Consider the following 21487-nt stretch of genomic DNA (forward strand, 5'->3'; position numbering starts at 1 on the left):
TTCATCGGTGAAAAATACGCATTATTATGGCCTTCTGGGGCTATGCTGCTCTTATGCGGCAATGGCATCTGTTCCGGCTGGTTTTGAAGAATTGCTCCAGGAACAACCTAATGCAATTGAAGTGAAGGGCAGTGGTGGGGCCAGTTTGGGCATCCATAATGTAATGATCAGCCATGACAGGCTGCGCTTCACGGATCCCGAAAAACTGCTGGCGCAGTTCTCATTATCTGATGTTGAGAAAGAGCATCTGAAACAACAGCTTGTTGATGGCGTTGCCTGGCGCCACCAGGCTGCGACTGAAACGGAAACGGCCACACCATTATTTCGCTTGCGCTATGATGAACAAACCAGCCAGGCCTGGGTAACTGTGCGCTCAGAAAAGCGAGCACAAGGAAATTACCACCAGATTGCAGAAGATGCGCAGTCAGCATTAATTCACCAGCAACGGATAAACTTTTTAAAAACGAACAATTATCAAAACATGTCGTTAGCCGGAAATGGTGCACTGGGGGTTTTTGCCAATAGTTATTTATCATTAGACTGGGATGCCAGCCTTTCAGACTACCGTGGTGGGCATGATACTCACCGCAATATCAATGATTTTTACTACCGACATGACATCAATCCACGTCACTATGTCCAGTTTGGGCGCATGGATCGTAAAGATTTGGGAAGCCCAAAAGGGGGAAGCTTCCAGTTTTACGGATTACCATTGGATGTTATTGAAGGTATCCGGATCGGGTCTTCGCAGGGTTACCGGGATGACAGTGAAAACGCATTAGCCACTCCGGTGATGATTTTATTGACTCAGGACGCTCGTGTTGATGTGTACCGGGAAGAGCAATTGTTGGGCTCGTTTTATTTACAGGCAGGGTCACATGAGCTGAATACGCGGTTGTTTCCTGTCGGTAGCTATCCATTGCGTCTGGCTGTCTATATTAATAATCAACATGCTTATGATGAACGTGTTGCTTTCACTAAAATTGGTGGTGGGCAGGTATCACAGGAGTATTTTATTCAGGCCGGGCGGTCTGTCAGTAAAAATTCTGTCAGTGTTGCCCAGGCAGGTGTAGCCACCCCTTTACCGGCCAATACAACAGCAACGTTAGGTGCAGCAAGCATAGATAACAACGCGATGCTGGAGGCAGGGCTTGCCTGGCAGGCGCCTGTAGTTATTGGTCCTCTTGCCGGGAATGCTACCGCGAACTATGCATGGTTTCGCAGCCAGTCCGGGGAAAGTAAGTCTGTCAGCCAGGCAAGTTACCAGGATCGGGTTTCATTGACCTGGTACCATACACGCACACGCTCTCCAGAATGTACTTACCGTTCATCATCGCAGGATTACTATGCTTTTGGTTGCGGTGACTCTTCACTGTTTTCTGCTTCAACATCGCTCGCTGGTTGGGGCGTGAGTGCCAGTTATACCCAAAACCGTAATCAAACGGCATTCACTGTCTTTGAGCATGGTGTACTTAACCGTAATCATAGCCAGTCACGCCAGGTAAATTTGTCGAAGGGGTTCCGTTGGGGGCAGGTCAATACATCACTCTCGGCTAACCTGTACCGCAGTAATACGTTTCAGGAAAAAAAAGATACGGGTGGTTTGGTGACACTCAGTTTCTATTTTAACGGCCAGAACCATACTCGCTGGTTATCAAACCAGGTACAAAACAGCCGCTATGGTCAGAGCGATGCCGCTATACGTGCCGGGGTGGATTTCCTTCCGAAAGGGCAGAGTACACAGAATGTTAGCTTTCAGGCCGGTCAAGACCGCCATAATACCCAGGCTTCTGTTCTGGCATCGGGCACCACACAAAAAGGCGCCTGGTCTCTGGGGGCGTCGGATAGCTTTAACCGCAAAGAGCAACATCATTACTACGGCATAACGGGAAGCCACGATTCTACGCTGGCATGGGCTAAAAACGCGTTTAGTCTTGGTAAAAACCACGATGGTACGCCTGCATCCGGTGTGTTCCTCAAAGCACATGGGGAGTCAGAAGGGCTGGCGGGTGTGCAATTGACAACAAAGCATAGCGGTAAGCTTAACGCTGAGATGAATTCAACACGCTTTATGCCATTACAGGGGTTCCGGGCTGAGCAATTTGGTTTGCAAAACGATGTGAATTACACAGACAGCGACAGCATTTTCGAAAGTGACCACGGGCATGAGCCTGTGTTTCTTACACCAGGGCATGTTGTCACCCGCACTGTAAGGGTGGAGAAGCACTACACGCATATTGGCCAGTTGATTAATTCACAGGGTGATGCTATTTCCAGTTTTACCATCCCTAATATGCTGGATTACAGCGTACTGGGTGGTGGGGGATTCTCATTTACTAATAACAAAGCCTTATCCAGGTTCTTTGTGCATGACGGCATGAAGTACTACCAGTGCACAGCGCCAAAAACTGAACAGCAACAGAGTATTCGCTATCTGGGGCAGGTTGTATGCCACCCGGCAGCTCAGGCAGAGCTGGAGACAAATAATGGATTTCAGGAAGGCAATGTATGAAATGGACAACCGGTTTTTTCTTCATAATGGCTTTTGTTACCTTACCGGCTCAGGCTATTCAAACACTCCCTATGGCTGACCATACACAACCACGGTCATTACGCTTTGATATTTCAGCCCGTCCTTCTGCTCCCTTTTTTATGTCTACAACCAGTGACGGTATTATTTCAGTCACTGATCCGGCAGCGAATACCGGTTCAATCCAGCAACCGCGTATGTACTGCTTCGATAACAGTAATGAAAGCCGGGGGGCTTGTGATAACGGCACAGCAGCGGGGGTGTTTACCGATATTCGCCTGCGTTTTACAGAAAAGCATTCCGGGCAGCAAGTCACCCTGACTATGCAGGGAAAGCGCATGACCTATGCCAGTTCACCATATACATCGTGGGGCCAAATATCGTTTACACCACCTTTTTACTCTGTGGGGTATGCCCCTTTTTATTATGCTATCTCGCCAGAAGAAATGGCGAAGATTCCATCGGGTGGCATATGGCAGGCGACCCTGCAGTTAAGGGTACGTTCAATGATTACTAACCAATATTATGTGTGGCAATGGCCGATTACCTTCGATGTCACGGATGAACAACGAATGGATATTCTGTTCCCGGACAGTAATAGCCATAACCCTAAGGTTGACTTGAATATTCGCCCTCTGCCCGGTGTTCCTGCTCCTGGTGGTTTAAGCTCCGGGCGTGCTCACCTGAATATGTGTTTGTACGACGGCTATAACGGGCACAGCAGTAACATTGAGATGCGCATTACCGGGCAACAACGGCCGGCAGGTATCAGTAATGATCTTTTTTCTATTTATCATACAAGTGCTGGTCTGAATCCGGAAGAAGACCGGGGGCGTCTTGATTTTCGCATCAACGTTCAGAATCCGGTCACCAAAACCTGGGAAGCCGTTCAAAATGGGGAAACTTTCATTTGGCAAAACACTGCACAACGCAGCTCGCTGGTGCCGGTAGTACTGTCATCGGGTTTGCAAGTGTTGTGCTGGCCAACGGTTATGGAATTTACCACGCCGGGGTTTCGGGCTTCAGAGAAAATGGCCGGGTTGTACCAGGGAATAGTGACAGTCGTATTTACACCTTCACTGCAGTAAATTTGCGGCTGTCACATTTTCTTGCAATTTCAACAGGAAACGACACGCCAGTTTCCGTAAAAAGAGCGGCGAGAGAAATAATTGACGTTGAATGAGGAAATTGCGTTGAAGCTCCGTTTATTAACTATTGCCACATTACTGGCTACGTCCGTCGGCACGGCATCCGCGGCAACGGCCCAGATACCGGATTTGTTCTCTGGTCCGATAGCGCCGCCTGCTATTCAGGCGGCTTCATGGGTGTTAATGGACTACACCACAGGCCAGGTGCTGACTGCGCACAACGAGCATCAACAACGTGATCCGGCCAGCCTGACCAAACTGATGACGGGTTATGTCGTCGACAGGGCCATCGACAGTAAGCGGATTACCGCTGATGACATGGTCACCGTGGGCAAAGATGCCTGGGCGAAAGGCAACCCGGTGTTTGATGGTTCTTCGCTGATGTTCCTCAAACCAGGCGACCGTCTGTCTGTCCACCAGTTAAGCCTCGGGCTGATTGTTGATTCGGGCAATGACGCATGTGTGGCACTGGCCGACTATGTTGCAGGCGGCCAGCCTCAGTTTGTTTCGCTGATGAATCAGTATGTTCAGAAATTACACCTGAATGACACGCACTTTGAAACTGTTCATGGCCTGGACGCACCCGGTCAGCACAGTTCAGCCTATGACCTGGCGGTGCTTTCGCGCGCCATTATTCACGGTGAACCTTCGTTCTACCAGATGTACAGTGTGAAAACACTGAGCTGGAACGGCATTACTCAAAACAACCGTAACGGCCTGCTGTGGGATAAATCCCTGAATGTCGATGGGTTGAAAACCGGGCATACTTCGGGGGCTGGTTTTAACCTGATTGCCTCCAGCGTTAATGGTAACCAGCGCCTGATTGCTGTAGTGATGGGGGCTGACAGCTCCAAAGGGCGTGAAGATCAGGCCCGGAAACTGCTTACATGGGGTCAGCAGAACTTCCAGACTGTGGAAGTGATGCACAAAGGCCAGAAAGTGGGTGATGAGCGTGTCTGGTACGGAGATAAATCATCAGTACAGGTAGGTACGGACCAGGATCACTGGATGGTATTACCCAAAGATGAACTGAAAAACATCAAGGCAAAATATAGCGTCACTCAACCAACCCTTGAAGCGCCATTACAGGCCGGTTCAACTATTGGCCAGATAACGTTATACGACAAAGATAAAGTACTGGCTCAGTGGCCACTGGTGGCGCTTAACTCAGTAGAAAAAGGCGGCATGTTCTCTCGCCTGAGTGACTGGGTTCACCTGAAACTGTAACCTGTCAACATTCAACCAGCAGGTCTGTATAAACTTGCTGGTTGTTCCAGTCTGAAATTGTCTCAGCCAAAAAGTTTGTTAACCCGAATATCCCTCTCTGTTTTAAAAAGCGATGGTCCTCATGGTTTTCATCGCATCAGGTGGTGATTTGCTGAACATTTGCTTAACTCAGTGGCAGGTGTATTGGGTTTAACAGGAGAGTAGCATGTACCAGATTCGTGATGTGCCTGTGCGCCATGTTGCTGGTTTTCATCTGGTTGGCCCCTGGGATGTCATGGTAAAGCAAGGTTTTGATCAACTCATGCTGTGGGTGCGTACCCAGCAGCTCGACCCGGAAGAATGGGTTGCCGCTTACTACGATAACCCTGATGTGGTCCCGCCAGAGAAATTGCGTTGTTCCACTTTTATTCGCGTGAACGCTGATTTTGTTGTTCCACCAGCAAGTGAAGGCGTAATTTGTACTGCGCTGGCCGGAGGGACTTATGCTGTGGCTTCCGTTCAGGTCGAAAATAATGACTTCGAAACACCGTGGCGGGGGTTTTTTACGCAACTCTTACAGGACAACCATTATCAAATGGATGCCAAACCCTGTTATGAAGTTTACCAGAGCGATGGTTCTCAAACGGGCACCTGGATGATTGATATGTATATCCCGGTAAAGAGTAAATCTGCGCCAGCAGAACGTTGAATGGCCAATACCTGGTAACGGTGATTACACTGTTGCCGGGTGAAAATTTTATCAGAAAGGCCCAACTGACTGTTTGTTCGTAAATCTGCCTTTTTTTAACTACAAAACCCCGCCGCGCGGTTAATTTCGGTTGCAAAAAATATGCTGCTGTTTGTAACAATGGGGATGAGCATTGAGAAAAAGAGAGTACAATTGCGCTTTTTGTATTCTGGAGAGCGGGTGTGCGTCCCGACAAGTCATTAACACCATTTGAGATTCGTATCTACCGCCACTACCGCCTGGTGCACGGCATTCGTATTGCTGTCGCTTTTGTGCTGGCTTTTATTCTGGTTCGAATGCTGAATATCCCGGAAGGCACCTGGCCTTTGATTACGCTGGTTGTGGTAATGGGGCCAATCTCTTTCTGGGGAAATGTGGTGCCGCGCGCATTTCAGCGTATTGGTGGCACAATATTTGGCGCAACACTCGGTCTGGTAGCCCTGAAACTGGAGCTGTACTCACTGCCATTGATGTTTTTGTGGTGTGGTATGGCGATGTTTATTTGTGGTTATCTTGCCCTGGGGAAAAGGCCGTACCAGGCACTGCTTATCGGCATTACGCTTTCTGTTGTTGTGGGGGCGCCTCCGGGAGATATGGCGACTGCACTGTGGCGCAGTGGCGACGTCATCTTTGGCTCGCTGTTGGCGATGCTGTTCACCAGTTTGTACCCGCAGCGGGCATTTATTCACTGGCGTATTCAGATGGCTGAATATATTCATACTTTCAGTAAACTGTACCAGACCAGTGTCTCGCCGAACTTAGTTGAGCGGCCCCGGCTCGAACGCCACCTCAACCAGATGCTGAATAATGTAGTGAAGTTCCGCGCACTGATAACGCCCGCCAGTAAAGAGACCCATATACAGAAAAGTATTTTTGAAGCCATTCAGACTATCAGCCGCAATATGATTTGCACGCTGGAGTTACAAACTAATGCTCACTGGGCTTCCCGCGAAAGCCATTTTTTGATGATTAATTCACGCAAGTTGCGTGACACTCAGGCACTGACCCTTACCACGCTCACTTCGATTTCGCAGGCGTTATATGAGGGCAACCCTTTGCCGGTCAAAGCCAACAGTGAACGTCTTACGGAAATCATTGCCGAACTGCGCGAGCTGATGCAGCAACAATCACCAGGTGCACTGCAGGAGACATCGATTCATGGTTATGTCTGGCTAAACCTGGAACTGGCGCGCCAACTGGAGTTGCTGTCGCAATTAATCTGTAAAGCATTGCGCAAATAACCCGCAACCAGTCGTAAAATAGTGGCAGCTTGTTTCGATTCAGCACTATTTGCGGTTATGATGGCTTAAAGAGGGTGAACCCGTAAAAGCATTGTCATCGACGGCCTCAGTCAGTATTTTAAAGGCAAGGCGGTCGTTCTTAACGAATCCGAGACTTAATTATTAGGGGTGTGAAAATGGAAAATACCAAACCTTCATTCCAGGATGTGCTGGAGTTTGTGCGTCTGAATCGTCGTAAAAACAAGCTGCAACGTGAAATCCAGGACGTTGAGAAGAAAATCCGCGACAACCAAAAACGTGTCTTGTTGCTTGATAACCTCAGTGATTACATCAAACCGGGTATGAGTGTTGAAGCTATTCAGGGCATTATTGCCAGCATGAAAAGCGACTATGAAGACCGTGTTGATGACTACATCATTAAAAATGCGGAAATCTCTAAAGAACGCCGTGATATTTCCAAAAAGCTCAAAGCGATGGGTGAGCTGAAAGAAGCTGAACCTAAAGCCTGAACCTGAAAGGCGCAAGTGCGGCCTGAGTGAAAACAGATAAATAAAAACGCCCTCAAATTCTGAGGGCGTTTTCGTTTTAAACGCTGGCTGGTTACTTTGCACCCTGGCTACAACACGTTGCAGCTCAGGGTTCACGGACAACCCGCAGTTAGCCAATAGTCATCAGGCTGGCATTTCCCCCGGCCGCCGCAGTATTGACGCTTAGTGAGCGTTCCACATACAGGCGTTCCAGCAGAATGTTGGTTTCCCCACGGGCAAAACCCTGTACCGAAACAATCGCCCCGGTACGGTTGGCAACAGTGACACAGAGGTCACGTAGTTGGTCCGAGTCACCGTGGAAAATTACTGCATCATACTGAGCATCTGTCAGAGTATCTGCACGGGTGAGAGTGATATGCGCTGCAACTTCTTTAGGCAACTGTTTTACCAGTTGCTGGTGCAATGCATCATCCGGCCACAACACCTGGCAACCCACACTGGTGACCGCTGCCAGTTGCACAAGTGCATCCTGTTCATTATCTGCCACACATAACACGGTATCCCGCGGCAGCAACAAATACGCATTGCGCTCACCCGTAGGCCCGGGTAACAGGCGACGGGTACCACTCTGGGCCTGTTCACCAAATTGCGCACAGAGGGCCGCCAGTTCAGGCCTGCTCGCCGCCCATTCAGCCAGTACAGTATGTACCGCCTGCACAGCCGGTTTGCTGCCTGCTTCGATAGTCAGCTGCGTGTCCTTGCGCGAAAGTGTTGCCAGTACGGCAGTTTCCGGTCGGTGAGACAACAGCCGGTACAGGTACAACGGGCCACCCGCTTTGGGCCCGGTACCAGACAACCCTTCGCCACCAAATGGCTGAACTCCCACCACTGCACCCACCATGTTGCGGTTGACGTACATATTCCCGACATGGGCAGATCCTGTTACCTGCGCAATCGTTTCGTCAATACGGGTGTGCACTCCTAATGTCAGGCCATAACCGGCGGCATTAATTTGCTCAATCAGGCTGTTGAGGTTATTTCGGTTATAGCGCACCACATGCAGAACTGGCCCGAAGATCTCGCGTTGCAGCTCATCAAAACTGTTGAGTTCAATCAGTGTCGGTGGAACAAATGTGCCACTTTGCCATTCGCGGGCGTCATCGCTGTTGTGACGTACCGCCTGGTAAACAGTGTGGCCTTTACTGCGCATTGCCTGAATATGTTGTTCAATATTGGCTTTGGCTTCAGCATCAATCACCGGCCCAATATCGGTAGTCAGGCGGCCCGGATTACCCATACGGCATTCTGCCATCGCACCTTTGAGCATGGTCAGCGTGTGTTCGGCAACATCTTCCTGCACACACAGCACACGCAGAGCTGAACAACGCTGGCCTGCGCTGTCAAACGCGGAAGCAACCACATCCATCACTACCTGTTCAGTCAGGGCGGATGAGTCAACAATCATGGCATTCAGTCCACCGGTTTCGGCGATCAGCGGCGTCGGGCGGCCCTGAGGATCTAGCCGGGTGGCAATGCTGCGTTGCAACAGGCTGGCGACTTCGGTTGAACCCGTAAACATGACTGCACGAACACGGTTATCTGCGGTGAGCTGAGCGCCGACGCGCTCACCACTGCCTGGCAACAACTGCACCACACCGGCAGGTACACCCGCCTGCAACAGAATTTGAATGGCCTGGGCTGCAACCAGCGGTGTCTGCTCAGCGGGTTTTGCCAGAACACTGTTGCCAGCCGCCAGGGCAGCAGCGATTTGCCCGGTAAAAATTGCCAGCGGGAAGTTCCACGGGCTGATACACACTACCGGTCCTAACGGACGGTGGGTTTCATTATCGAAATCATGCTTCACCTGGTCTGCGTAATAACGCAGGAAATCCACGGCTTCACGCACTTCAGCAATTGCGTTGGCAAATGTTTTACCGGCTTCGCGTACCAGAACCCCCAGCAGGGTTTGTAGCTGATCTTCCATCAGCACCGCGGCACGCTCGAGAATAGCCGCACGCTCAGCAGGTGGCGTGGCAAACCAGATAGGCGCATTATTGACGGCGTTATTCAGTGCCTGCTCTACTTCTTCTGTGCTGGCTTCGTGCACATAACCTACAGTGTCAGCAGGCTCTGCCGGGTTAATTACAGGCTGAAGCGCCCCTTCTGCTACATCGCCTTCCAGAACTGGCAGTGCGCGCCATTTTTCATTTGCGGAGCTCAGCAGGGCAGACGAGAGGGATGCCAGACGGTGTTCATTTGCCAGGTCCAGCCCGTTCGAGTTATGGCGGTTTTTACCATAGAGATCACGCGGCAAGGGAATTTTAGGGTGAGGTAAGCCTGGTACACCTTCCTGGTGTGCCAGTTTCTCAACAGCTTCTACCGGGTCGGCTACCAGGTCATCAATCGGCAGCGTGGTATCGGCAATGCGGTTAACAAAGGAGGTATTGGCTCCGTTTTCCAGCAGGCGGCGTACCAGGTAGGCCAGCAGTGTTTCATGGGTGCCGACGGGCGCATAAATACGGCATGGGCGGTTAAGTTTGCCGTCAGCAATTTTGCCCACAACCTGGTCATAAAGTGGTTCACCCATGCCGTGCAGGCACTGGAACTCATATTGCCCCGGGTAGTAGTTCTGCCCGGCCAGGTGATAAATGGCTGAAAGTGTATGAGCGTTGTGAGTTGCGAACTGCGGATAAATCAGATTCGGTACAGAGAGTAACTTCCGGGCACAGGCCAGGTAAGAAACATCGGTGTACACTTTGCGGGTATAAACTGGGTAACCTTCCAGCCCGTCGAGCTGTGCACGTTTAATTTCACTGTCCCAGTAAGCGCCTTTTACCAGACGAATCATCAGGCGGCGACGGCTGCGGGTTGCCAGATCTATCAGGTAGTCAATAACAAACGGGCAGCGTTTCTGGTAGGCCTGAATAACGAAACCAATACCATTCCAGCCAGCCAGTTCCGGTTCAAAACAGAGCTTTTCCAGCAAATCGAGTGAGATTTCCAGCCGGTCTGCTTCTTCGGCGTCAATATTAATGCCGATGTCATACTGGCGCGCCAGCAGGGTGAGGGACTTCAGACGCGGGTACAGCTCTTCCATCATCCGGTCATACTGTGCACGGCTGTAACGCGGATGCAGGGCAGACAGTTTGATTGAAATCCCCGGGCCTTCATAAATACCACGGCCATTGGAAGCTTTACCAATGGCATGAATCGCCTGTTGGTAGGAAACCATATAGGCCTGCGCATCGGCTTCGGTCAGTGCGGCTTCACCCAGCATGTCATAGGAATAACGGAACCCTTTCTCTTCCAGTTTACGGGCATTGGCCAGTGCTTCAGCAATAGTTTCACCGGTAACAAACTGTTCGCCCATCAGGCGCATCGCCATGTCCACACCTTTACGCACCAGCGGCTCACCACTTTTACTGATAATACGGTTAAGGGAGTGGGAAAGATTCGCTTCGTTATGCGTGGCAACCAGACGGCCGGTGAACAGTAACCCCCAGGTGGCGGCATTAACAAACAGTGACGGGCTGCGGCCCAAATGAGAATGCCAGTTACCATTGCTGATTTTATCGCGGATCAGCGCATCACGAGTGGCTTTGTCCGGAATACGTAACAACGCTTCAGCAAGGCACATTAATGCCACGCCTTCCTGGGATGAAAGAGAGAACTCCTGAAGCAGGTTTTGCACCATTCCGGCGCGCCCACTTGCACTCTTTTGGTTGCGCAGTTTATCTGCAAGCTGCCAGGCAAGCTTGTGTACCTGACCGGAAAGTTCACCAGATAACCGTGCCTGTTCCAAAATCATTGGCACGGCGTCGGTTTCCGGACGCCGCCATGCTGCGGTAATTGCGGCTCGCGTCACAGATTGTGGTAATATTTGCTCGGCAAATTCGAGGAAGGGTTGATGCTGGTCATCACCACTTGCGGACGGCTCTTCGCTTTCGTTCGCAGCGCCCGCCAGTAAAGCCGGCAGTTCAGGCAACTCATCGTTGTTCTCCAGCCGTTCAAGGTAATTAAAAATTGCCTGCTTAATGAGCCAGTGAGGTGTGCGATCAATACGTGACGCAGCGGTTTTGATGCGTTCGCGGGTTGCTTCGTCCAGCTTCACCCCCATAGTGGTGGTTCCCATACCCTCAACTCCTGTGTTTGCATTGTTCGGTTATTGTTAGTTATCAGGCAATATCCTCCATGTTGCAACTTTGTGCAACCATGTTAAATGTGACTTTGGTTGCAAGCTTAAAAAAAGCGAATTTGTTAAAACTAAAAAACAGGTATGTTTATTGCTTAAAATTACTTCGAAGTCTGTTTTATGTGCTTTGTACAGCAGTTTTGTAAGGTGCAACTCGTAAAAGTGTGAGCGAGTGCAACCAGGTAGCAAAAAAGTACCTGGCCAGGGGTGAAATAATTGTAATCACCGTGTTAAATCATTTGTGAACACAACAATGCCTGCTGCGTTAACAATGTTGCAGAGTGATAACAAGGGTTGCGACCACGTTCCGGCGCAACCACCCGGGGTATAACCCGGCATAATAATCAGGAGAACTTTAATGTCTATGAGTACACCAATGCTGGTGACTTTCCTTATCTACATTGGCGCAATGCTGTTGATAGGGTTTATTGCCTGGCGTTCGACGAAAAACTTCGACGATTACATTCTGGGTGGCCGGAGTCTGGGGAGCCTGGTTACCGCGTTATCCGCCGGCGCTTCAGATATGAGTGGCTGGCTGCTGATGGGGTTACCGGGGGCCATTTTCCTGTCCGGAATTTCAGAAAGCTGGATTGCCATCGGCCTGATTCTTGGTGCCTGGGTTAACTGGAAACTGGTGGCAGGGCGTTTACGTGTCCATACCGAGCATAATAATAACGCTTTGACTTTACCGGACTATTTCACCGCACGTTTTGAAGATAACAGCCGTACACTGCGTATTATCTCTGCACTGGTCATTCTGCTGTTTTTCACCATCTATTGTGCCTCCGGCATTGTCGCTGGTGCGCGCTTGTTCGAAAGTACCTTTGGGATGAGCTATGAAACCGCACTGTGGGCGGGAGCTGCCGCTACTATTCTCTATACCCTGATTGGGGGCTTCCTGGCAGTAAGCTGGACTGACACTGTTCAGGCATCACTGATGATCTTTGCATTGATCATTACGCCGGTGATTGTGGTGGCGTCTGTTGGTGGCCTGAGTGATTCACTGGAAGTGATTCGCCAGAAGAGCATCGAAAACGTCAATATGCTTAAAGGACTGAATGTTGTTGCCATCATTTCGTTGATGGGCTGGGGGCTTGGGTATTTCGGACAGCCGCATATTCTGGCGCGTTTTATGGCTGCCGATTCACACCACACTATTGTTAAAGCACGCCGTATTGGTATGGCATGGATGATCCTGTGCCTGGCTGGTGCGGTTGCGGTTGGCTTCTTCGGTATTGCTTACTTCCAGAACAACCCGGCTCAGGCAGGGGACGTTAACCAGAATGGTGAGCGCATCTTCATTGCGTTGACGCAAATATTGTTTAACCCCTGGGTTGCCGGGGTGCTGCTCTCAGCCATTCTGGCTGCGGTGATGTCGACATTAAGTTGCCAGTTACTGGTATGTTCCAGTGCGATTACCGAAGACTTGTATAAAGCATTCCTGCGTAAAGGCGCCTCGCAGCGTGAACTGGTCTGGGTAGGGCGGTTGATGGTGCTGGTGGTGGCGTTGGTAGCTATTGCACTGGCGGCAAACCCGCAAAACCGCGTGTTGGGGCTGGTGAGCTATGCCTGGGCTGGTTTTGGCGCGGCATTTGGCCCGGTGGTTCTGTTCTCTGTCATGTGGAACCGTATGACGCGTAACGGCGCGCTGGCCGGGATGATTATTGGCGCTATTACTGTTGTGGTCTGGAAACAGAACGCCTGGCTTGATCTGTACGAAATTATTCCGGGCTTCATTTTTGCAAGTGTCGGGATAGTGGTGTTCAGCCTGCTGGATAAAGCGCCTTCCAGTGCAATGGCAAAACGCTTTGCCGAAGCAGACGCACAGTACAAAGGCGATACACCTGTTTCCCTGCAAACGGACAGCTAATCTACACCACCGCTTTCTCCACTGAGTTCTGGCCCGGCAGCATTTCGCCGGGCCTGTTTTTAGCTGGCTCAGTTCCTCTGTTTTCCTGCTCTCTGATTCCTGCCAGCACGTTAGTTGCAGATAACCACATCGTCAGGGCGAATTTTGTTAAATGACAAAATTTTTCTGCCTCCGGCCAGGTTTTATTAACATTCACACTTGTTTTTTGGTTAAGACTAATGATAATCACTATCAATGCTATTTACTTTTCTTTACTGCAAAGATTCGTTTCTTCACACCGGGAGTGATTCATGTTTGTCCCTTTTTTGATCATGCTGCGCGAAGGGCTGGAAGCCGCCTTGATTGTGAGTCTGATCGCCAGTTATCTGAAACGTACCCAACGTGGAAATTTGCTGGGTGCCATGTGGGCAGGTGTTATCCTGGCGGCCGGGTTGTGCCTGGGGCTGGGTATTGTTATTAACGAAACCACTGGTGAATTTCCACAAAAGCAACAAGAGCTGTTTGAAGCGATTGTTGCGGTGATTGCAGTGGTCATCCTCACCTGGATGGTGTTCTGGATGCGCAAAGTTGCCCGTAACGTCAAAGTCCAGCTTGAGCAGGCCGTTGAAGTGGCGCTGAAAAAACAAAATGGGCAGGGCTGGGCACTCATACTGATGGTGTTTTTCGCTGTGGCGCGCGAAGGACTGGAATCGGTGTTTTTCCTGTTAGCCGCGTTTCAGCAGGACCTGGGTATATGGCCGCCGTTAGGTGCCATGCTCGGCCTGGCTACCGCGGTGATCCTTGGTTTTATGATTTACTGGGGCGGTGTTCGCCTGAACCTCGCCGCGTTCTTTAAGTGGACCAGCCTGTTTATTTTACTGGTCGCTGCAGGGCTGGCTGCTGGGGCCATTCGTGCCTTCCATGAAGCGGGCATCTGGAACTACTTCCAGAATATCGCATTTGATATGAGCGGCGTGCTCTCCACGCACTCACTGTTTGGCACCTTGCTGGAAGGTATGCTCGGTTACCAGGAAACACCCAGTGTGAGTGAGGTGGTGGTGTACTTCCTCTATTTATTACCAGCACTGTTTTTCTATTTTCTCCCTGCACGCCCGGCAGCTCAGCCTGCCCGGAGCACGCGTTAATCTTACTTTTTTGCACACTGACTTTGATAGGGACGGGTTTGATGAAACGTTTTCGACACAGCACTCTGACACTTTCTTTGGCCACGCTGTTTTATTCCGCAACTTCCCTGGCGGCGGATATTCCTCAGGTGAAAGTTACCGTGAACGATAAACAATGTGAGCCAATGAGCATTACGGTAGATGCGGGTAAAACGCAATTCCTTATTCAGAACCACAGCCAGAAAGCACTGGAGTGGGAAATCCTGAAGGGGGTGATGGTGGTAGAAGAGCGGGAAAACATTGCCCCGGGCTTTAGCCAGAAAATGACGGCCAACCTGCAACCCGGTGAATATGAAATGACCTGTGGCTTGCTGACCAACCCGAAAGGGAAGCTGACGGTACGGGGAAACGGCGCGGCACAGCCAGTCGCGAAAGATAATATCCTGGCGTTGGGCAACGCTATCACTCAATACAAAGCCTGGGTGACGTCTGAAACTGCGGCGCTGGTTACTGGCACTAAGGCCTTTACCGATGCGGTGAAGGCCGGTGATATAGAGAAAGCACGGGCACTGTATGCGCCAACCCGCCAGCACTATGAGCGCATTGAGCCGATTGCTGAATTGTTCTCTGACCTGGATGGTCGCATTGACGCCCGTGAAGATGACTATGAGAAAAAGGCTGAAGACCCGAAATTCAGTGGGTTCCACCGCCTGGAAAAAGCGCTGTTTGGCGACCATTCCACCAAAGGTATGACCCCGTACGCAGACCAGTTGTATAAAGACGTACTGGATCTGCAAACCCGCATTTCTGAACTGGCATTCCCGCCAGGCAAGGTTGTCGGTGGTGCGGCAGACCTGATTGAAGAAGTGGCCTCCAGCAAAATCAGTGGTGAAGAAGACCGTTACAGCCGCACCGACTTGTGGGATTTCCAGGCCAACGTCGATGGTTCCCAGAAAATTGTCGACCTGTTGCGTCCACAATTGAGCAAAGCAAACCCGGAACTGCTGGCAAAAGTGGATGATAACTTTAAACGAGTGGATACCATTCTGGCGAAATACCGTACCAAAGATGGCTTTGAAAGTTATGAAAAACTGACCGATGCCGACCGCAGGGCACTGAAAGGCCCGATTACCGCACTGGCGGAAGACCTTGCACTGCTGCGTGGCGTACTTGGGCTGGATTAATCATGGCTGATAAACATTTAGCCGCTGGCGCCGAACCCGGGCGTCGGCGCTTACTGAAAGGGCTGGGGATGCTGGGCGGCGCGCTGGCGATGGGCGGTTGCCCGGTGGCTCATGCGGCACCGGCAGCACAACGAGCGGAAAAAACGGCTGATGACGAAGATGCCCGCAAACAGTCGGTGGATTTTTATGGTGAACACCAGGCCGGAATTCTGACTCCACAACAGTCTTCCATCATGCTGGTGGCTTTCGACGTGCTGGCAGTCAACAAAGATGACCTGGTGCGCCTGTTTAAGCTGCTGACCAAACGGATTGCTTTTCTGACCCATGGTGGTTTAGCACCCGCCACGCCAAACCCGCAAATGCCGCCACTGGATTCCGGTATTTTAGGTGCGCATATCTGGCCGGATAACCTGACCATTACTGTTTCAGTTGGCAGTGCATTGTTTGATGAGCGCTTTGGCCTGGCGGCACAGAAGCCTAAAAAGCTGCAGGTCATGACCCGTTTCCCCAATGATTCCCTGGATGCGTCTTTATGCCATGGCGATCTGCTGCTGCAGATTTGCGCCAACTCAGTAGATACCGTGGTGCATGCCGTGCGTGACATTATCAAGCACACGCCTGATTTGTTAAGTGTCCGCTGGCGGCGCGACGGTTTTATTGGCGAGCATGCCGCACTGAGCAAAGGGAAGGTGACGCCAGTTAACTTACTGGGCTTTAAAGATGGCACTGGCAACCCGGACAGCAAGAACCAGCCGCTGATGAATGAAGTGATTTGGGTGACACCCGGCCAGCAGGAACCGGCCTGGACTCATGGCGGCAGCTACCAGGCCGTGCGCATCATTCAGTTCCATGTCGAGTTCTGGGACAGAACGCCGCTGCGTGAACAGGAGAACATCTTTGGCCGCGATAAAATCACCGGTGCGCCGTTGGGGATGAAGCATGAGCATGATGTGCCAGATTACGCCAGCGACCCGGAGGGTAAAATTATCCCGCTGGATGCGCATATGCGCCTTGCCAACCCGCGCACAGCGCAAACGCAGGACAGCCTGATGATGCGTCGTGGGTACAGCTATTCCCAGGGGATCACCGGTTCCGGGCAACTGGATATGGGCCTGCTGTTTGTCTGCTACCAGCATGACCTGGAAAAAGGTTTTATCGGGGTACAAAAACGCCTGAATGGTGAGCCGCTGGAAGAGTATATTCGCCCGATTGGCGGTGGTTACTTTTTTGCCCTGCCGGGTGTGGTTGATGCACAGCACTACCTGGCACAGCCACTTCTGGAAGCCTGATTTAAGCCCGCCAGGTTATGCTCTTGTGCCTGAACGCAAGAGTGTAGCCTGGTTTTTATCCCGGTAATGAATACCTTGCTACTTCTCCAGCTAGTTTTGCCATTCGGTCATCAGAATTTACTATGAGTTTTTTACTGTTATAAAACGGTAATATTTCTGTGCAATAACATTCACAGTGAATGGATGTGCTGCAGTAAGTAAAACGTAAAATAAATGTTGCATTTGTAATAGTTTTTGGTGTACTTAAAACATAGCGTAACTCAACGAAGTGCGTTTTTACGCCGGAGATCGCGAATGGTTGTAGCGTCCTGTTATGGACTAAGTTGTAGAAAACACAGCCTTCTTCACAGGCCCGGGGCATCCGACCCGGTAAAAGCCGTCACCCCTGAATACTCCCTGATTTTCAACTCTGAACCTGTTTCCACTGGTCTGCCTTGTACAACATATCGCACGGCAGTACCTGCTCCTCAGGCAATCTATGGCTTACAAGGAAGCCAACAACAAACCTCAACGTTAGTTAAAATCGTGTCTGTGCGCCAGATACGGGAATTGAAACCAACAGAAGGTGCCATCCATGGGAAGACAAAAAGCAGTGATCAAAGCTCGTCGCGAAGCCAAACGTGTGCTCAGACGGGATTCACGCAGCCATAAGCAACGTGAAGAAGAATCGGTCACCTCGCTTGTGCAAATGAGTGGTGTTGAAGCAATTGGCATGGCGCGGGACAGCCGGGACAGTTCGCCAATTGCTGCGCGTAACGACGCTCAGGCGCAGTACCTGCATGCTATTGACAACAAACAGCTGATTTTTGCCACCGGTGAAGCTGGTTGCGGAAAAACCTGGATTAGTGCCGCTAAAGCTGCAGAGGCCCTGGTTCACAAAGAAGTGGACAGGATAATTGTCACCCGCCCGGTATTGCAGGCCGATGAAGACCTCGGCTTCTTGCCAGGGGATATATCAGAGAAGTTCGCACCCTATTTCAGGCCGGTTTACGATGTTCTCGTCCGGCGTCTGGGGGCCTCATTCATGCAGTATTGTTTGCGGCCAGAGATTGGTAAGGTGGAGATTGCGCCCTTCGCCTATATGCGCGGGCGGACGTTTGAAAATGCGTTCGTCATTCTTGATGAAGCGCAGAATGTTACAGCAGCGCAGATGAAAATGTTCCTGACCCGCCTGGGGGAAAATGTCACGGTTATCGTTAACGGGGATGTCACCCAGTGCGATTTACCCCGTGGTGTGGCTTCCGGGTTAAGTGATGCGCTGGCGCGCTTTGCTAACGACGACATGATTGGCGTTGTGCGGTTTGGTAAAGATGACTGTGTGCGTTCTGAGTTGTGCCAACGCACACTGCAGGCTTATGACTAACCCGGAATAACACCCGGTCATCAGCCTGGTAAAACCTCTCCCTGCCGGGAGAGGTTTTTTATACTTTGTGTTTCTTCGGTTGCGAATATGGTCTGCGTTTTAGCGCGCTTCGCCATTAAGCGCCGGTAAGTTCAGGTGTTGTAAATCTGTCAGTAGCCCCGGGCCTGCAGGTAACCAGCCTAATTGTTGTTGTGTCCAGGTGGCGCTTGCAGTCAGGTTCATACCAACAAACATTGCGAACCAGCCAAAATGGGCTTCTGCCTGTTCCGGTGCCAGTGAGGTAAGGGGGAGTGCCAGACGGGCGGCAATGGCTGCTGCCAGCGCATGCATCGCCACACCTTCTTCGGCCACCGCATGGTAGCGTTTACCCGCTTCCCCTTGTTCCAGCACCAGGCGGTATAACCGCGCAACATCTGTAACATGGCAGGCAGAAAAGCGGTTTGAACCATCGCCGGTATATGCCACTGTGCCTTTTTCCAGCGCTAACTGTATCCACGGCGTTAGCAGTCCTTGCTTGTGGGTGTCATGCACCTGAGGAAGGCGCATGACCCGCACATCAATACCCTGTTCCAGTAACTGGTTGCCGGTTTGTTCTGAAATAATGCGTGGGTTTGGGTGGTTGAAATTCTGCACTGCTTCGGTAGCGGGCTGCCCGTTTCCTGCATCACCCAGACCCACGCCAGAAGTAATTACCAGTGGGCGACGGGTGCCCCTGAGTGCACTTCCCAGCGCTTCAATTACCCGCCGGTCTTTCTCACAATTGGCGGCAAAATGGGTGAAATCATGGTCGAACGCGGTGTGAATCACCGCATCAGCCTGGGCAACACCGGGTAGCAGGCTGGCCGGGTCTTCTAAATTTCCCCGCACCACGTCCGCCCCCCTGGCACGCAAAGCCTGCTCGCCATTGTCTGAACGGGCAAGGCCCGTCACCTGATGGCCTGCAGCCAGCAGTTCAGTAACAATCCGGGAACCAATAAACCCTGTGGCACCGGTAAGGAATACACGCATAGTCAGTCTCCTTTATGTTCGAACACTGAGTGTGGCGTGAAATGATATGCGCGAACAGCCGTGAGGTTATCAGGGTATAAGGACTAACAGGTTAAGCCGTAAACGGGAGTAAGGCCTGCCATAACGGCAGGCACAAAGTTGTCAGCCAGGGGTTAATACAGCAAGCCAGTCAGTCAGGTTTTTATCCAGCATATTTCCCCTGAACAAGGCACTGCCTGACACCACACGATCGATACCACTGGCACGCAGACCAGCGACATCCTGCAAAAGCAGTGCGCCATCTACCGCAATGAGCTTATGCTCCCGCGCATTACCCAACAACCGTAGCAAGTCAGCCAGACGCTGTTTCAGCACCGGAACGGCGAGTTTGCTGCCATAACCTGGGTTAACCGCGAGGAGCTGAATCACTTCAACCTGGTCCAGCAGTGGAACCAGTGTTTCCAGTGGTGTGCCCGGGCTCAGGCTGATACCGCGAATCACCGGCATTTCCCCGCCATCCACTGGTACCGTTTGCTCGCCCAGCCAGTGCAATACCGCATGCACATTACCGGGGGATTCGGCTTGTAACGTAATGCAGTGTGCGCCTGCTGCCACGCAAGCCTGTGCAACGGGGAAAGGGTTATTCACCATCAGGTGCGCATCTTTCAGCCACTCTTGTGGCAACTGCTCCACCGCCCAGGGGCCGACAGTGAATTGCGGACAAAACTGCCCATCCATGATGTCAACATGGAGTAATGGTTGTTCCCGTTGCCGGAGTACCTGCAAATGGTCATTGAGGTGTAGCCACTGCCCGGCCAGAATACCGGTACTCAGCGGGTAACGCCGCAGCAACTGGACGCAGGCGGCTCTGCTCAGCCCGGCAAAGTGTGCGTTCATTGCCGGCTCCTTAGGGCAAAATGCCAATAAAAGTCGTCTTTTTGCGTGGGCCGGTCATTAGTGGTTCAAGGGCTGCCACGCAGGCCAGGTAATGTGGGGTGGTTTTATGAAAGGCCACAGCCTGTTCACTGGCGTAGGCTTCATAGATATAAAATCGTGTGGGTACTTGCGGGTCCTGCAGAACATCAAAGCGCAGGTTGCCTGGCTCCTGTACCGAACCGAGGTGATTCAGCCGGAATACCTCCAGAAACTGTTCGACTTTGTCTTCATGCACATTAATTTCAACCAGTGTGACATGCATATTCTTCCTCCTTCAGGACGGGGCCAGCCAGGAGACTGTGCTGACCCTTATCACCGGTTTTTCAGCCTTTTTCACTCAGGAAAAGTTCATAGGCCTGCTGGACTGTGAAACCATTATGCACAATGGCATGCACGGCTTTGATCATGGCGACCGGGGCATCAGACTGGAAAATATTACGCCCCATATCCACACCACTGGCACCCTGATCAATAGCGCGGTAACACATATCCAGTGCATCACGCTCTGGTAGCTTTTTCCCGCCTGCAATCACAATGGGAACCGGGCAACCTGCGGCAATGCGTTCAAATCCCTGTTCCACATAGTAGGTTTTGATAACCTGCGCACCCATTTCCGCCGCAATACGGGTGGCGAGCGAGAAATAGCGCTGATCACGCGCCATATCTTTGCCCACACCCGTGACTGCCATGGTGGGCATGCCCACCCGCAAACCGGCATCCACTAACTGGATAATGTTTTTGATGGACTGGTGCTCGTGCTCACTGCCAATGTAGACCTGAGCGGCAACCGCGCAGCTGTTCAGGCGCACGGCATCGTCCATAGCGACGGCGACTGCTTCATTGCTGAGTTCGGTCAAAATCGAGTTGCCCCCGGAAGCCCTCAGTACAACAGGCTTGTTGGTTGCCGGCGGGACAACGCTGCGTAACACACCACGGGTGCACATCAGCACATCCGCATGTTCAAACAGCGGGGCAATCGAAATATCAATACGCTCAAGCCCGGTTGTCGGCCCCTGAAAGTAGCCATGATCAAAAGCCAGCATCACGGTTTTGCCCGTTTTCGGGTTAAAAATCCGCGACAGGCGCGATTGCATGCCCCAGTCCAGCGCGCCACAGCCTTTCAGGGAAAATACTGTGTTACGCTGCGCCTGGTCGGTGTGAAAATTCTTGCCATCTTTGATGTCGTCTAAGTCAGCCATTTG

At 51.5% G+C, this 21487-nt stretch carries 16 protein-coding genes; 11 read left to right on the forward strand and 5 right to left on the reverse strand.

Annotated features, from left to right (window positions below; translation table 11 throughout):
- The first annotated feature begins 7 nt into the window (after positions 1-7).
- The 6 genes from A9B99_RS18790 to A9B99_RS18815 all read left to right on the forward strand — a co-directional run bounded on the left by A9B99_RS18790 (position 8) and on the right by A9B99_RS18815 (position 7382).
- On the forward strand, positions 8-2512 hold the full coding sequence (locus tag A9B99_RS18790; protein WP_197499297.1) for a TcfC E-set like domain-containing protein: 2505 nt from the start codon (positions 8-10) through the stop codon (positions 2510-2512).
- Positions 2509-3618, forward strand: coding sequence for a CfaE/CblD family pilus tip adhesin (locus tag A9B99_RS18795; RefSeq protein WP_064600173.1), 1110 nt, complete (start codon positions 2509-2511; stop codon positions 3616-3618). Before A9B99_RS18790 ends, A9B99_RS18795 begins: the two co-directional genes overlap by 4 nt.
- Before the next feature lie 105 nt (positions 3619-3723).
- Complete coding sequence (gene dacD / locus A9B99_RS18800; RefSeq protein WP_064600176.1) at positions 3724-4905, forward strand: serine-type D-Ala-D-Ala carboxypeptidase DacD; 1182 nt, start codon at positions 3724-3726, stop codon at positions 4903-4905.
- A gap of 205 nt (positions 4906-5110) precedes the next feature.
- The gene (gene sbmC / locus A9B99_RS18805; RefSeq protein ID WP_064600178.1) at positions 5111-5593 is read left to right on the forward strand and encodes a DNA gyrase inhibitor SbmC; all 483 of its coding nucleotides are present in this window, start codon (positions 5111-5113) and stop codon (positions 5591-5593) included.
- Between the two features lie 221 nt (positions 5594-5814).
- Entirely contained in the window at positions 5815-6873 is a 1059-nt protein-coding gene (locus tag A9B99_RS18810) for an FUSC family protein (RefSeq protein ID WP_064600184.1), read from the forward strand.
- Positions 6874-7049: 176 nt separating this feature from the next.
- Positions 7050-7382, forward strand: coding sequence for a DUF496 family protein (locus tag A9B99_RS18815; RefSeq protein ID WP_064600188.1), 333 nt, complete (start codon positions 7050-7052; stop codon positions 7380-7382).
- 148 nt (positions 7383-7530) lie between these two features.
- Here the strand turns inward: A9B99_RS18815 and putA are convergent, their stop codons facing one another.
- Entirely contained in the window at positions 7531-11493 is a 3963-nt protein-coding gene (gene putA / locus A9B99_RS18820) for a trifunctional transcriptional regulator/proline dehydrogenase/L-glutamate gamma-semialdehyde dehydrogenase (RefSeq protein WP_064600194.1), read from the reverse strand.
- A 418-nt stretch (positions 11494-11911) separates the two neighbouring features.
- On the opposite strand from putA, the gene putP reads away from it, so the two are divergent.
- The 5 genes from putP (at position 11912) to phoH (ending at position 18362) form a co-directional block, all read left to right on the forward strand.
- Positions 11912-13423 carry a sodium/proline symporter PutP gene (putP, locus tag A9B99_RS18825; RefSeq protein WP_064600196.1) on the forward strand — a complete coding sequence of 504 codons (1512 nt, stop codon included), beginning with the start codon at positions 11912-11914 and terminating at the stop codon, positions 13421-13423.
- A 290-nt stretch (positions 13424-13713) separates the two neighbouring features.
- Positions 13714-14547, forward strand: a complete 834-nt coding sequence (gene efeU, locus A9B99_RS18835; protein ID WP_064600202.1) for an iron uptake transporter permease EfeU — start codon at positions 13714-13716, stop codon at positions 14545-14547.
- 41 nt (positions 14548-14588) lie between these two features.
- Entirely contained in the window at positions 14589-15710 is a 1122-nt protein-coding gene (efeO, locus tag A9B99_RS18840; RefSeq protein WP_064600207.1) for an iron uptake system protein EfeO, read from the forward strand.
- Between the two features lie 2 nt (positions 15711-15712).
- The gene (efeB, locus tag A9B99_RS18845; RefSeq protein ID WP_064600209.1) at positions 15713-16999 is read left to right on the forward strand and encodes an iron uptake transporter deferrochelatase/peroxidase subunit; all 1287 of its coding nucleotides are present in this window, start codon (positions 15713-15715) and stop codon (positions 16997-16999) included.
- A gap of 574 nt (positions 17000-17573) precedes the next feature.
- Complete coding sequence (gene phoH, locus A9B99_RS18850) at positions 17574-18362, forward strand: phosphate starvation-inducible protein PhoH (protein ID WP_064600213.1); 789 nt, start codon at positions 17574-17576, stop codon at positions 18360-18362.
- Positions 18363-18461: 99 nt separating this feature from the next.
- On the opposite strand, the gene A9B99_RS18855 is transcribed toward phoH, so the two are convergent.
- The 4 genes from A9B99_RS18855 to lsrF form a co-directional block, all read right to left on the reverse strand.
- Positions 18462-19370 (reverse strand): SDR family oxidoreductase, encoded by a 909-nt coding sequence (locus A9B99_RS18855; protein WP_064600216.1) that lies wholly within the window; start codon positions 19368-19370, stop codon positions 18462-18464.
- Positions 19371-19511: 141 nt separating this feature from the next.
- Complete coding sequence (locus A9B99_RS18860) at positions 19512-20246, reverse strand: beta/alpha barrel domain-containing protein (protein WP_064600219.1); 735 nt, start codon at positions 20244-20246, stop codon at positions 19512-19514.
- Positions 20247-20256: 10 nt separating this feature from the next.
- Entirely contained in the window at positions 20257-20547 is a 291-nt protein-coding gene (gene lsrG / locus A9B99_RS18865; RefSeq protein WP_064600222.1) for a (4S)-4-hydroxy-5-phosphonooxypentane-2,3-dione isomerase, read from the reverse strand.
- Between the two features lie 61 nt (positions 20548-20608).
- The gene (gene lsrF, locus A9B99_RS18870; protein WP_064600225.1) at positions 20609-21484 is read right to left on the reverse strand and encodes a 3-hydroxy-5-phosphonooxypentane-2,4-dione thiolase; all 876 of its coding nucleotides are present in this window, start codon (positions 21482-21484) and stop codon (positions 20609-20611) included.
- Positions 21485-21487 lie beyond the last annotated feature (3 nt).

Source organism: Mangrovibacter phragmitis (assembly GCF_001655675.1).
In the GTDB taxonomy this organism is placed as follows: domain Bacteria; phylum Pseudomonadota; class Gammaproteobacteria; order Enterobacterales; family Enterobacteriaceae; genus Mangrovibacter; species Mangrovibacter phragmitis.

Excerpts from the sequence above, each read along its gene's own strand:
- A9B99_RS18795 (WP_064600173.1), top strand. The coding sequence starts at position 2,509 with ATGAAATGGACAACCGGTTTTTTCTTCATAATGGCTTTTGTTACCTTA.
- sbmC (WP_064600178.1), top strand. The coding sequence starts at position 5,111 with ATGTACCAGATTCGTGATGTGCCTGTGCGCCATGTTGCTGGTTTTCAT.
- A9B99_RS18815 (WP_064600188.1), top strand. The coding sequence starts at position 7,050 with ATGGAAAATACCAAACCTTCATTCCAGGATGTGCTGGAGTTTGTGCGT.
- putA (WP_064600194.1), bottom strand. The coding sequence starts at position 11,493 with ATGGGAACCACCACTATGGGGGTGAAGCTGGACGAAGCAACCCGCGAA.
- putP (WP_064600196.1), top strand. The coding sequence starts at position 11,912 with ATGTCTATGAGTACACCAATGCTGGTGACTTTCCTTATCTACATTGGC.
- efeU (WP_064600202.1), top strand. The coding sequence starts at position 13,714 with ATGTTTGTCCCTTTTTTGATCATGCTGCGCGAAGGGCTGGAAGCCGCC.
- efeO (WP_064600207.1), top strand. The coding sequence starts at position 14,589 with ATGAAACGTTTTCGACACAGCACTCTGACACTTTCTTTGGCCACGCTG.
- efeB (WP_064600209.1), top strand. The coding sequence starts at position 15,713 with ATGGCTGATAAACATTTAGCCGCTGGCGCCGAACCCGGGCGTCGGCGC.
- phoH (WP_064600213.1), top strand. The coding sequence starts at position 17,574 with ATGGGAAGACAAAAAGCAGTGATCAAAGCTCGTCGCGAAGCCAAACGT.
- A9B99_RS18855 (WP_064600216.1), bottom strand. The coding sequence starts at position 19,370 with ATGCGTGTATTCCTTACCGGTGCCACAGGGTTTATTGGTTCCCGGATT.
- A9B99_RS18860 (WP_064600219.1), bottom strand. The coding sequence starts at position 20,246 with ATGAACGCACACTTTGCCGGGCTGAGCAGAGCCGCCTGCGTCCAGTTG.
- lsrG (WP_064600222.1), bottom strand. The coding sequence starts at position 20,547 with ATGCATGTCACACTGGTTGAAATTAATGTGCATGAAGACAAAGTCGAA.
- lsrF (WP_064600225.1), bottom strand. The coding sequence starts at position 21,484 with ATGGCTGACTTAGACGACATCAAAGATGGCAAGAATTTTCACACCGAC.